The organism is Pseudomonas putida, from assembly GCF_001636055.1.
Lineage (GTDB): Bacteria > Pseudomonadota > Gammaproteobacteria > Pseudomonadales > Pseudomonadaceae > Aquipseudomonas > Aquipseudomonas machongensis.
On record NZ_CP011789.1, the window covers coordinates 3,728,678 to 3,741,264 of the forward strand.

The 12,587-nt window shown below is 64.8% G+C and carries 12 protein-coding genes; 10 read left to right on the forward strand and 2 right to left on the reverse strand.

What is annotated here, in order from left to right; translation table 11 throughout:
- Window positions 1-255 precede the first annotated feature (255 nt).
- Window positions 256-711, reverse strand: coding sequence for a VOC family protein (locus AB688_RS16475; RefSeq protein WP_063545155.1), 456 nt, complete (start codon window positions 709-711; stop codon window positions 256-258).
- Window positions 712-892: 181 nt separating this feature from the next.
- Here AB688_RS16475 and AB688_RS16480 point away from each other — a divergent pair, with 181 nt between their 5' ends.
- The 10 genes from AB688_RS16480 (at window position 893) to AB688_RS16525 (ending at window position 11,637) form a co-directional block, all read left to right on the forward strand.
- Window positions 893-1,297, forward strand: a complete 405-nt coding sequence (locus tag AB688_RS16480; protein ID WP_063545156.1) for an ACT domain-containing protein — start codon at window positions 893-895, stop codon at window positions 1,295-1,297.
- A gap of 72 nt (window positions 1,298-1,369) precedes the next feature.
- On the forward strand, window positions 1,370-2,347 hold the full coding sequence (locus tag AB688_RS16485; protein WP_063545157.1) for a D-2-hydroxyacid dehydrogenase family protein: 978 nt from the start codon (window positions 1,370-1,372) through the stop codon (window positions 2,345-2,347).
- A gap of 352 nt (window positions 2,348-2,699) precedes the next feature.
- Entirely contained in the window at window positions 2,700-3,008 is a 309-nt protein-coding gene (locus AB688_RS16490; RefSeq protein WP_063545158.1) for a hypothetical protein, read from the forward strand.
- A 245-nt stretch (window positions 3,009-3,253) separates the two neighbouring features.
- Window positions 3,254-3,607, forward strand: coding sequence for a hypothetical protein (locus AB688_RS16495; RefSeq protein WP_063545159.1), 354 nt, complete (start codon window positions 3,254-3,256; stop codon window positions 3,605-3,607).
- Window positions 3,608-3,696: 89 nt separating this feature from the next.
- Window positions 3,697-4,950: a TolC family protein gene (locus AB688_RS16500; protein ID WP_063545160.1), complete on the forward strand. Its 1,254-nt coding sequence runs from the start codon at window positions 3,697-3,699 to the stop codon at window positions 4,948-4,950.
- The gene (locus tag AB688_RS16505) at window positions 4,947-6,188 is read left to right on the forward strand and encodes an efflux RND transporter periplasmic adaptor subunit (RefSeq protein ID WP_231100246.1); all 1,242 of its coding nucleotides are present in this window, start codon (window positions 4,947-4,949) and stop codon (window positions 6,186-6,188) included. The genes AB688_RS16500 and AB688_RS16505 overlap by 4 nt, the downstream gene beginning before the upstream one ends.
- Window positions 6,185-9,343, forward strand: coding sequence for an efflux RND transporter permease subunit (locus tag AB688_RS16510; protein ID WP_063545161.1), 3,159 nt, complete (start codon window positions 6,185-6,187; stop codon window positions 9,341-9,343). The genes AB688_RS16505 and AB688_RS16510 overlap by 4 nt, the downstream gene beginning before the upstream one ends.
- Window positions 9,340-9,681 (forward strand): copper-binding protein, encoded by a 342-nt coding sequence (locus AB688_RS16515; protein WP_054891448.1) that lies wholly within the window; start codon window positions 9,340-9,342, stop codon window positions 9,679-9,681. Before AB688_RS16510 ends, AB688_RS16515 begins: the two co-directional genes overlap by 4 nt.
- A 156-nt stretch (window positions 9,682-9,837) precedes the next feature.
- Complete coding sequence (locus tag AB688_RS16520; protein WP_063545162.1) at window positions 9,838-11,112, forward strand: PD-(D/E)XK nuclease family protein; 1,275 nt, start codon at window positions 9,838-9,840, stop codon at window positions 11,110-11,112.
- Between the two features lie 69 nt (window positions 11,113-11,181).
- Complete coding sequence (locus AB688_RS16525; RefSeq protein ID WP_063545163.1) at window positions 11,182-11,637, forward strand: GNAT family N-acetyltransferase; 456 nt, start codon at window positions 11,182-11,184, stop codon at window positions 11,635-11,637.
- A 42-nt stretch (window positions 11,638-11,679) separates the two neighbouring features.
- Here AB688_RS16525 and AB688_RS16530 read toward each other — a convergent pair whose 3' ends face one another.
- Window positions 11,680-12,549, reverse strand: coding sequence for a LysR family transcriptional regulator (locus tag AB688_RS16530; RefSeq protein ID WP_063546761.1), 870 nt, complete (start codon window positions 12,547-12,549; stop codon window positions 11,680-11,682).
- Window positions 12,550-12,587: the final 38 nt, after the last annotated feature.

Genomic DNA, 12,587 nt, shown 5'->3' on the forward strand with positions numbered 1-12,587 from the left:
GGTATTGATCGATACCGGCAAATCACGCTTTGGCCAAGGGCACACGGCCCTGGTAACGCCGTTCGAAATCGTCTGCCAACTGCGCCTGGGTCACGCTCCCCAGGCGCTCGAGCGGCAGCGCCAGACGGGTGTCGTTTCTCATGGGAGGGCAGTCGTCGGCACAAGTGCGTGAATTATCGATCGACACCGCCAAGGTTACGAGACGCTTCGCCTATCGCCCACTGATCTTGAGTGAGCGACCGAGTCGACAGTGCCTCAGGCAAACACCTCTTCGATAAAGCGCTCCAGCCCCTCGGCCTCGAGGATCTCGATCGAAAAGTGCCCGAACTGCTTGGGTAGCCAGATGATCCGCCCGCCTCCCGGCGCTTGCAGGTCATTCCGGGCCAGCGGGTTGCCATTTTCGTCCTCGGGCTGAACACCTTGCGCCATCAGTTGGTCGTACACCACCTCGATGTCCGGGGTCGAATAGCAATGGCGGTAGATGGTGCCCTCGCCCTGGGTCTCGAGCAGCGTCTTGAGATTGCCTGCCAGCGGCTGGACCAGCATGAAACGCTCCGCCCCCATCAGCACGACGGCGTAGCGCACATGCAGGCCGCCGCGCTCCCAGACCTGGGTTTTCGAGATCCGCGCACCGAGTATCCGTGCGTAATACGCACACGCGGCCTCGAGGTCGCTCACCAGTACATCGACATGACTGAATTTCAGATCCATTGCTTCACTCGCTTTGCGGGGGAACAGTCTGGCACCAAAGGGGGATCAATCTTCCACAGCCCGCAAGCCTGCGTCCATCGTTGTCTACATAAGCCAGGCTAATCGGCTATCAGCAACATTCGCTCTACTGATCGGTACCGGACAGGCACACTGGCAAACTTTTCAGACACAGAGTTCCCCCATGTCAGGCGAAAAATCCATCACCGCGCTGCTGCGCGGCATGAGCCCCAAACTCAACCCCGGCGAATACGTGTTCTGCACCGTGGCCGACAGCGCAGCTTTGCAGGGCAGCGAAGTGCTCGGCAGCTTCCTCGAGCAGGAAGGTCTGACCGCGATACTCGACCGTTCACGCGCCGATGCGCTGGGCCTGGAGTACAGCTTCGTCGCGGCCTGGATCACCCTGACCATTCACTCCGCGCTCGATGCCGTCGGCCTCACTGCGGCCTTCGCCAGCGCACTTGGCGAAGCGGGCATCAGTTGCAACGTGATCGCCGCCTATTATCACGACCATATCTTTGTCGCCAGTCACGACGCCGCACAGGCGATGGCCGTACTCCAGGCGCTATCGCGCGGTGGCGATACCTGAAGAGGGCTCGTGCACCGCTGGCGAATTCGGCTATCGTCTGAACCTCCCCCAGACCCGCTCGGACCGCCGCACATGCACATTGTCATCCCCGACGACTACCAGAATGTGATCAGCACGCTCGACTGCTTCGCCCGCCTGGGCAACCACAAGGTCACAGTGCTCCACCAACTGCAACCGGCCACCGAGGACCAGCTCGTCGAGCGATTCGCCGATGCCGACGCGCTCGTGCTCACCCGCGAACGCACGCGCATCGACGCGGCGCTGCTCGACCGGTTGCCCAAGCTCAAGCTGATCAGCCAGACCGGCAAGGTATCCAGCCACCTTGACCTGGCTGCCTGCACCGCACGCGGCGTTGTCGTGACCGAAGGCCGCGGCTCGCCGGTAGCGCCGGCTGAGCTGGCCTGGACGCTGATCCTCAACGCCCGCCGTCAGTTAGTGTCGGCCATCGATGCCTTCAGGCAAGGGCGCTGGCAGGTCAACCTGGGGCAGGCCCTGGCGGGGCAGACCTTGGGGATCTGGGGATACGGCAAGATCGGCCAACGCCTGGCGCGTTACGCCCAGGCCTTCGACATGCCGGTGCTGGTGTGGGGCAGCGAGAGCAGCCGCGCGGCTGCCCAGGCCGATGGCCACCGGGCTGCAGCCTCGCGCGAGGCGTTCTTCGCCGAAGCCGACATTGTCAGCCTCAACCTGCGCCTGTCCGACAGCACTCGCCACCTCGTGACCGGCGATGACCTGGCACGCATGAAGCGCGATGCCCTGCTGGTGAACGTCAGCCGTGCCGAGCTGATCGCCCCCGGTGCCCTGCTCGCGGCACTGAACAATGGACGCCCGGGCTTTGCTGCCCTGGATGTGTACGAGAGCGAACCGCTGCTCGACCCTGCCCACCCCTTGCTCCAGCACCCGCGCGTACTGTGCACGCCGCACCTGGGGTACGTGGAGAAGGCGGGTTACGAGCTGTACTTCGGTGATGCTTTCGACAATGTGCTGGCGTTTTTCGAGGGTGCGCCGATGAATGTGGCCAATCCGGATGCGCTAGGGCGCGGCCGCTGAGTACAGCCTGGACTTGCCGTAAGCGCCGCGATAAAGGGCTGATTCCTACAGCGGACTACTCCGCGTCTGACAGAGAACAATGGCAACAGGGAAATACCCTACGCAACCTGTCGACTCCCGTCTGATTGTCCCGGGGAAGCCTGGCCCATAGGCTTCCCCGGTCGCTGATGTTCAGCGACCGGGTGTGGAAACCCGAAGAGTATTCAGCGTTGTGTCGTCATGGCAGCTATGCGCGGGAGGCCCTGTGCCTACCGAGCTTTCCTGAATGCTCTCGGGTTTCCACCCCGCGTATGGCTGCCACCCTTTCGTGTGGAAACGGATGGTGCAGCACTCACTGCATTCAGGAAATCACATGAAAAAAATCGTCCCCGACCCACCCGAAAATCTCCTCCGCAAATTCGCAGTCCCCGCCGGCAAATCCCTCTCCACCGCCATTCTCGAAGGTCTGGTCCCCATCGAGGAGGTGCTGTCCAACGCCTGCCACTTCATGCTCCACGCCTATACCGACGCGTACCACGCCCACGATACCTGTGCCGATGTCGAGGTGCGCCAGTTGATGAGTGCCAGCATGCGCAGCCTTGAGATCGCGCTCGGACAGGCAGATGCCCTGGTCGGAGCATTGCGGCAGGTACCAGGATCGGGGTTCGGCGCCGTTCACTGAACCGCCCGGCATCAAAGGCCAGCCCGGATCTCTGTAGGAGCGGGCTCGCCCGCGAACACGGGCGTAGCTCGTGCCATTCACCGCAGTGTCCTTTTCGCGGGCAAGCCCGCTCCCACAGGGATTGGGCTGGCTTTTGGATTTTGAACAAGGATTGGGCTGGCTTTTGGTTTCGAAGCGAGCGGCCAGCCTGGCGCAGACACATTTTGTTAATGTTCCCCTAACGCAATTCCCGCTAGACTCGCGCCATGTCCGCCACCCTGCGCCGCCTGATCATCCTGCTTTTGATGCTCTCGCTTCCCCTCTCCGGGATGGCGGGCATCGAATCGCCTGCCGAACCCTGCCCCATGCAGGCCATGGGCATGAGCATGATGGCGGGGATGGACCATGACTGCTGCCAGGACCAGGACAGCGGCAAATCCTCCTCCCAGCACGCCTCCAAGGCCTGCAAGGCCGGCCAAGAGTGCAAGACCGCCACCACCTTGCAGGTCAGCCTCGCGACACCTGCCCTGACCTTCGCCACCCCACGCCCCTCCGACAGCTACGCCCACAGTCTGCTGTCGCGCGCACCGCCTGATCGCTGGCGTCCTCCGCGCGCCTGATCCCTTGCTGACCCTCACTCCATTGCCCTGTCCTTGCGGCCAGGCAATGGCATGCGCCTGTGCGCGAGTGTTTTCAAGGAATCATGTCCATGACTCCCCTACGTTTCCAAGCCGGGTGGACGCTTGCGGCCACCCTGCTGATCCTGCTGCCGGCACTGTCGGCGCAGGCCGCTGCATTGTCCCTGGACGATGCCCTGCGACTGGCCGAACGCAACGCCCCTTCCCTGCAGGCGCGCCAGGAGCAGGTCACTGCGGCACGCAATGCGGTGCTGCCAGCCGGTGAATTGCCCGATCCACGCCTGAACCTCGGGCTGCAGAACCTGCCGGTGGACGGCAGCGACCGCTGGAGCACGAACCGCGACTTCATGACCATGCAAGTGGTCGGCCTGGCCCAGGAAGTGCCCAACCGCGACAAGCGCAAGGCGCGGGTCGAGACCGCCCAGGCGACCGTCGAACGGGCCGATGCCGAAGCCTTGGTGGAGCGCCTGAAAGTACGTGCAGCCACGGCCCAGGCGTGGATCGCGGCCTACACCGTGCAACGCAAGCTGCAGCAGTTCGAGGCGTTCTACCACGAGAACCGTCTGCTGGACGCCGCCGTGCGGGCGCGCCTGGCCGGTGGTGGCGGCGCCGCGGCCGATGCCCTGGCACCTGGGCAGGAGGCCGCGCAACTGGATGAGCAGAAAGACCAGTTGCTCAGCCAGGCCTCCCAGGCGCGTGCGGCGCTCAAACGCTGGATCGGCCAGGACGGCGAGACCCTGGCGCGCAGCTTCCCGCAATGGGCAGTGGATGCCCCGGCATACCTGCACGCCCTGCATGTGCACCCGGAACTGGCCGCCTATGGCGCGATGACCCGCGAAGCCCAGGCGCAGGTGCACCAGGCACAAGCCGAGAAGAAATCCGACTGGGGCTGGGAGCTGGACTACCAACGACGCGGCCCGGCATTCAGCAACATGGTCAGCCTGCAAGTCAGCTTCCAGTTGCCGCTGTTCACCGGCTCGCGCCAGGACCCGACCATCGCCGCTCGCCAGGCCCAGGTGCGTCAGCTCGAGGATGAGCAGCAAGCCGCGCTGCGCGAGCACACCGCGCAACTGGAAACGGACCTGGCCGAGTACCAGCGCCTGCAACGGGCCGTCACGCGCAGTCGCGAGACGTTGCTACCCCTGGCCGAAGAACGGGTTCGCCTGGCCCTGGCCGATTACCGGGCCGGCAAGTCGGCGTTGGGCGATCTGCTCGCAGCCCGCCGTCAGCGGGTCGAGGCGCAATTGCAGGATATCGATTGGCAAGGGCAGTTGGCGGCGACCGCCGCACGGCTGCACTTCATCTATGGCGAGGTGCAGGCATGAAACACACATCCATCGGCTTGATCGCGGTGCTCGCGCTGGCGGTCGGCGCCAGCGTCGGCTACGGGCTCGCCCGCAAAGGCGGCCCGACCACGGCGGCGGCACTCGCAGAACAGAAGGCGCTGTACTGGTATGACCCGATGTACCCGCAGCAGCATTTCCCCGCACCGGGCAAGTCACCCTTCATGGACATGCAGTTGGTGGCCAAGTATGCCGAGGGTGATGGCGGTCAGGGGCAACCGGCGGTGCAGATCACCCCGGGCGTTCAGCAGAATCTGGGGGTACGTCTGGCGACCGTGACGCGCAGCCGGCTGCAACGCACACTGCAGGTCAGCGGCGTGATGGCCTTCGACGAACGCGACTTCAGCGTATTGCAGGCACGTACCGCGGGTTTCGTCGAGCGCACCTACGGGCGCGCCACCGGCGATGTGGTCGCCAAAGGCGCGCCGCTGGCCGATGTGCTGGCACCGGAGTGGGCCGGGTTGCAGGAGGAGTTTCTCGCACTGCGCCGTACCGGCGATGCGGGGTTGCAGGCTGCTGCGCGCCAGCGGTTGCTGTTGGCCGGCATGCCTGCCGAACTGATCGAGCGAGTCGCGCGCAGCGGCAAGGTACAGCAGTGGGTGACCCTGGTGGCACCCAGCGCGGGTTCGCTGCAGAGCCTGGACCTGCGACCGGGCATGACCCTGACGCCGGGCGCAACACTGGCGCGGATCAACGGTATCGCCCAGGTATGGCTCGAAGCCGCGGTACCCGAAGCCCAGGCCCAGGGTCTGCGCGAGGGCCAGGCGGTGCAGGCACGCCTGCCGGCGTATCCCGGCGAGACGGTGAGCGGCACACTGACCGCCCTGCTGGCCGATGCCGATCCGCAAAGCCGCACCTTGCGCCTGCGCATCGAGCTGCCCAACCGCGAGGGAGGACTGCGGCCCGGCATGACGGCACAGGTAACCCTGAGCCCGGAAGCGCCAGACGATGAGGGCCTGACGCTGCCGGCCGAGGCCGTCATCCGGACCGGCAAGCGCGACCTGGTGATGCTCGCCGAGGACCAGGGCCGCTTCCGCCCGGTCGAGGTGCTGCTGGGCCAGGAGAGCGGCGGCCAGGTCGCCGTGCTGCAGGGGTTGCAGGCAGGCCAGAAGGTCGTTGCATCGGGACAGTTCCTGATCGACTCCGAGGCCAGCCTCAAGGGCATCGAGGCCACCACTGCGCCGGATTCGATGCCTGCCGCGCAGGAGGCTCGGCCATGATCGCGAAACTGATTCGCTGGTCGGTCGGCAACCGCATCCTCGTGTTGCTGGCCACGCTGTTCCTGGCAGCCTGGGGCGTGTTTTCCCTGCGCAGCCTGCCGATCGATGCCTTGCCGGACCTGTCGGACGTGCAGGTGATCATCCGCACCTCCTACCCCGGGCAGGCCCCGCAGATCGTCGAGAACCAGGTCACCTACCCACTGACCACCACCATGCTTTCGGTGCCGGGGGCCAAGACCGTGCGCGGTTTCTCCGCGTTCGGCGACAGCTTCGTCTACGTGCTGTTCGAGGACGGCACCGACCTGTACTGGGCACGCTCGCGGGTGCTGGAGTACCTCAGCCAGGTGCAGTCGCGCCTGCCGGCCACGGCCAGGCCTGTGCTTGGCCCGGATGCCACGGGGGTGGGCTGGATCTACCAGTACGCCCTGGTCGACCGCAGCGGTGGGCACGATCTTGCACAGTTGCGCAGCCTGCAGGACTGGTTCCTGCGCTTCGAGCTCAAGACCCTGCCCGATGTGGCCGAGGTCGCGAGCATCGGTGGCATGGTCAAGCAGTACCAGGTGGTGCTCGATCCGCTGCGCATGGCAAGCCTGGGTATCACTCAGGACGAGGTGGCGCAGGCCATCGGCAAGGCCAACCAGGAGACCGGTGGCGGCGTGCTGGAACAGGCCGAGGCGGAGTTCATGGTGCGCGCCTCGGGCTACCTGAAGACGCTCGATGACTTTCGCGCCATCCCTCTGCGCCTGGCGGCCAATGGTGCACCGGTGACCCTGGGCGATGTGGCCAGGGTCCAGCTTGGCCCGCAGGAACGCCGCGGTATCGGCGAGCTGGACGGCCAGGGCGAGGCCGTGGGTGGCGTGGTGATCCTGCGCAGCGGCAAGAATGCCCGCGAGGCCATCGGGCGCGTCAAGGACAAGCTTGAGGTGCTCAAGAAAAGCCTGCCGCCCGGCGTGGAGCTGGTCACCACCTATGACCGCAGCCAACTGATCGACCGTGCAGTGGACAACCTCAGCCACAAGCTGCTCGAGGAGTTCATCGTCGTCGCGCTGGTCTGTGCCGCGTTTCTCTGGCACTTGCGCTCCTCGCTGGTGGCGATCGTGTCGCTGCCGGTGGGGGTGCTGATCGCACTGATCGTCATGCGCCACCAGGGCATCAACGCCAACATCATGTCGCTGGGTGGTATCGCCATCGCCATCGGCGCGATGGTGGACGGGGCCGTGGTGATGATCGAGAACGCGCACAAGCATGTCGAGGCCTGGCATGCGCGGCATCCCGGGCAGGTGCTGCGCGGCGAACAGCATTGGAAGGTGATGACCGAGGCGGCGCAGGAAGTCGGACCCGCGCTGTTCTTCAGCCTGATGATCATCACGCTGTCGTTCGTCCCGGTGTTCACCCTGCAGGCCCAGGAGGGGCGGCTGTTCGCACCGCTGGCGTTCACCAAGACCTACGCCATGGCCGCCGCTGCCGGGCTGGCGGTGACCCTGGTGCCGGTACTGATGGGTTACTGGATCCGCGGCCCTCTGCCGGCCGAGGCGCGCAACCCGCTCAATCGCGGGCTGATCCGCCTCTATCGCCCAGCCTTGGAGCAGGTGCTGCGCAAGCCGTTGCTGACCCTGGCCGGGGCACTGCTGGTGCTGCTCAGCAGCCTGTGGCCGCTGAGCCACCTGGGCGGCGAGTTCCTGCCACCGCTGGATGAGGGCGACTTGTTGTACATGCCGTCCGCCCTGCCCGGTCTGTCGGCGCAAAAAGCCGCGGAGCTGTTGCAACGTACCGACCGCCTGATCCGCACCGTACCCGAGGTGGCCAGTGTGTTCGGCAAGGCTGGGCGCGCCGAGTCGGCCACCGATCCGGCGCCGCTTGAGATGTTCGAAACCCTTGTGCGACTCAAACCCAAGGATCAGTGGCGCCCAGGCATGACCAGCGAAAAACTGGTCGAGGAACTCGACCGCACCGTGCGTGTGCCGGGGCTCACCAACATCTGGATTCCGCCGATCCGCAACCGTATCGACATGCTCGCCACCGGTATCAAGAGCCCGATCGGGGTCAAGGTGGCCGGCAGCGACCTGGCCCAGATCGACCGCGCCACCCAGGCGGTCGAGCGCGCAGCCAAGGGCGTAGCGGGCGTCACCTCGGCGTTGGCCGAGCGTCTCACCGGCGGGCGCTACATCGACCTCGACATCGATCGCCAGGCCGCGGCGCGCTACGGCCTGAACATCGCCGACGTGCAGGCCATCGTCGCCGGCGCCATCGGTGGCGATACGGTGGGTGAAACGGTCGAGGGCCTGGCGCGCTACCCGATCAGCCTGCGCTACCCCCGCGAGTGGCGCGACTCGGTCCAGGCACTGCGCGAATTGCCGATCTACACCGCCCTGGGCGGCCAGATCACCCTCGCCAGCGTGGCCCAGGTGCGCCTTGCCGAAGGCCCGCCCATGCTCAAGAGCGAGAACGCCCGCCCCTCCGGATGGGTGTACATCGACGTGCGTGGGCGCGACCTGTCGTCGGTGGTCGCCGACCTGCGCCAGGCCGTGGACCGCGAGGTGAAGCTCGACCCCGGCATGAGCCTGAGCTACTCCGGCCAGTTCGAGTACCTGGAGCGCGCCAATGCGCGCCTGGCCTGGGTGGTGCCGGCGACCCTGGCGATCATCTTCGTACTGCTCTACCTGACCTTCGGCCGTCTCGGCGAGGCGCTGCTGATCATGGGCACCCTGCCCTTCGCCCTGACGGGCGGGGTGTGGCTGCTGTACCTGATGGGCTTCAACCTGTCAGTGGCCACCGGGGTCGGCTTCATTGCCCTGGCCGGGGTCGCGGCGGAGTTCGGGGTAATCATGCTGATTTACCTGAACAACGCCTGGACCGAGCGCCAGGACACGGGCGAGCACTCCGAAGCGGCATTGCGCGAGGCGATTCGCCAAGGCGCCGTGCAACGTATCCGGCCCAAGGCAATGACGGTGGCAGTGATCGTCGCCGGGCTGTTGCCGATTCTCTGGAGCAGCGGCACCGGCAGCGAAGTGATGAGCCGCATCGCCGTACCCATGGTCGGCGGCATGCTGACCGCCCCGCTGCTCTCGTTGTTCGTGATTCCCGCGGCGTACTGGCTGATCAGGCGTCGCGATCTTGCAGTAACCGATACCCCCCAACCAGGAGAAACCCAATGAAAAATCTGTACCTCGGCGCTGTATTGATGGTCGCCTTTGCCGCCGGTGCGCAAGCGCAGCAAAGCATGGAAGGCATGACGATGGAGGGCATGGACATGTCGGCCAGCAAGGCAGCGCCAAGCGCACATGCCGAAGGCACGGTCAAGGCGATCGACACCGAGCACGGCAAGGTGACGCTGGCCCATGGGCCTGTGGCTGCACTGCAGTGGCCGGCGATGACCATGGGCTTCAAGGCCAGCGCCGAGCAGCTCGAAGGGCTGAAGGTCGGTGACAAGGTCGGCTTCGATTTCCGTATGGAAGGGGGGGCTGCGAACATCGTTGGTATTCGTAAGCAGTAACCATTGGAGTGACTCCATAGCAACACTACAAGCGCTGATGGCACAATGCCTTTAGCGCTTGTCCACCGCTCGGTCCACCCGACGTTGCACAAGCCTGCCATGTGAATGGCCCTAACACCCGGAACCAATCTTCTCCACCTGACTTGCAGGACTCGCATGACTTTGGAATCTCTGGTCGACGCTCTTTACGCCGACTCGGATGTGCAACGGATGCTCGCGCTTTCCACCCACAGCGACGCTCTTCAGATCTGCTTTCCCAAGGAAGTGAACGTCTCGCGCTTCCTCGCCTGGCTGATCGATCCGACCCAGGGCCACGGGCTGGGTGACCAGGCGATCAAGTCGCTGCTGACCCGGGCAGGACAATCCAGCCATGTCGAAAACCTGAGCCTCAATGACCGCCGTTTCCTGGCCGCCTCGAACGTACAGACCCTGGCCTTCTCCTCGCTCATGGTGATGACGGAGGCCGAACTGGGCCTGCGCAACCAGAAGCGCTATATCGACGTGCTCGCGCTGGACCCCGCGGCCAAGATTTACATCGCCATCGAGAACAAGTTTGGTCATCACGAGGGGGAAGACCAGACCAAGACCTACTACGAAGCCCTGAACAATCTCTACCCGAACTACCGCGGCATCCATATCTTCCTCGACGGCCACGAGAACGACCCGGAGCACGACCAGTGGATTCCGGTCGGCTACACCTGGCTGACCGAATTCCTCACCCAGATCGAACAACTGGAGTGGACCGCGCCTCACGTGAAATCCACCCTGGCGCAGTTTCGCAAGGCCATCCAGGAAGAAGAGGAGATCGCCGAAGGCGACGGCCTGGGCAAGCTGGTCACCACGGTGGCAAGCAAGCATCAGGAGGCACTCGACGCCCTGCACAAGATCCTCACCCCCAATGCACCGAGTTCGCGCGCCAAGGACCTGGCAGCCCTGGTCAACGGGCCGACGGGCAATGAAGCAAAGGCCAATGTGCGCTTGTTCCAGCTCTATGCGCGTCGGCCGCAGGTGTGGGACAGGTGCCTGAAAGAACGCAAGTTCGCTCGGTTCCACAGAGCATTGAACGAAGCTTTCGACGATCTCACCACCGATCCTCGCCGGGTCATCACCTACTTCAGCCTGGAAGAGTTCGAACGCTTCCTTGACCCGGATCTGGGCACACTGTTTGCGGCGGCGCTGCTGATCCGCCAGGAAGGCGACCACTTCCGTATCAACTCCTACATCTACCTCAACTCCGTGCACGTGCAGTACCGTGAGCCACTGATCGAAATCGCCAACGCCGAACGGGCACGCCGCGGTATTCGCAAAACGTCACAAGACGACGGCTATTTCACCATCCGTCGCAGCGAAAGCCTGCCACCGGCCAAGGCGGCAACCGAAGCTGTGGAGCAAATGCACAGCCTCGTTGCCTTGCTCAAGGATCTTCACTAGGTTGCAAGCCTGCGGGCGCCTGATCGCGCCCGCGGGTTCAGCCCGCATCCGCCCCAAGGAGAGCGCACGATGATTCGACCCGCCACCCCCGCCGACCAATCCGCCATCCAGGCCTGCGCCGAACAGGCTTATGCCCGCTACATCCCTTTGATAGGCCGCAAGCCCGCCCCCATGCTGGCCGACTACGCCAGCCAGATCGCAACTGGCTGGGTCCACGTGGCCCTGGACGAGCAGGCCAGCCTGCAGGGCTTCATCGTGTTCTACCCCCACGACAACCACATGCTGCTGGAAAACGTGGCCGTGCTGCCCAGTGCCGCCGGACGTGGTGTCGGCAAGGCGCTGATCAACCTGTGCGAAGATCGCGCGCGCCAACTCGGGCTGAATGCAGTGCAGCTCTATACCAACGAGCGAATGACCGACAACCTCGGCCTCTACCCCAGGCTTGGCTATGTCGAGGTCGCACGGCGCAGCGAAGACGGCTTCAACCGGGTGTACTTCGAGAAAAAACTGGGTCCAACACGCTGAACACCTCGTTCGCCAGGCAGGCAAACGCAGCAAAGCATGAGTTCAGGTTATGGCTGCCCCGGCAGCCATGAGCCTGACCGAGGCCATGAAGTCTTTCTCAAGCTTCGACAACGCCGCATTCTCATGCACCACCGCTGTCAGCACCACGGGCAGCCGTGGCGTGATCCGTCGCGCGCGTTGCCCTGGCGGGAGCAAGGCGTCGGCGGTGAACTCATCGATCAAGGCGATACCTGCCCCCGCCTGGGCCAGGGCGCAAGCCACATAGTAGGTCTGGACCTGGGTGCGGCTGTCCACGCCGCCAAGCCATGGCCGGACCAGCTCACCGAGGGGGTCCGAGGCCGGCAGGCCAATGATCCGCGCAGGGTCGATGGCATCCAGAGACACCGGCCCCTGGTCTTGCGTGCCGTCATGGCAGACCAGCTCGACTTCGTGCAAGGCAATGACCTTCAAGCCGGGTCGCGGCTGGCCATTGAAGGTGAAGGCAATCGAAATCTCGCGCGCCAGCAGCGCCTGCGCCAGTTGTTCGCTGTGGGCGGTGATCAGGTCCAGGGACAGCTCGGGATTGGCGCGCTGGCTTGCAGCCAGGGCGTGAGGCAGCACCTTCAAGCCCAGTGACGGAATGCAGCCGATGCGCAGCGCACCCCTGGACTGATGCCTGAGGCTGCGCGACAGCCGCCGCACATCGTCCAGGTCGCGGAACACCTTGTCGATGGACGGGATCAGTATTTCGGCCTCGCGGGTGAGCTGCAGACGCCCCTTGACCCGCTCGAACAAGACGAAACCCAGGCTCGCCTCGGCATGGGCCAGCAGCTTGCTGGCCGCAGGCTGGGTGATGTTGAGTGCCTGTGCTGCGCGCGTCAGGGAACCGGTCCGCAGGATTGCCTGGAACACTTCGATGTGACGGATACGCATGGTCATAGCCCAAGGTTATGGAAGCTGCAGTTATAGGC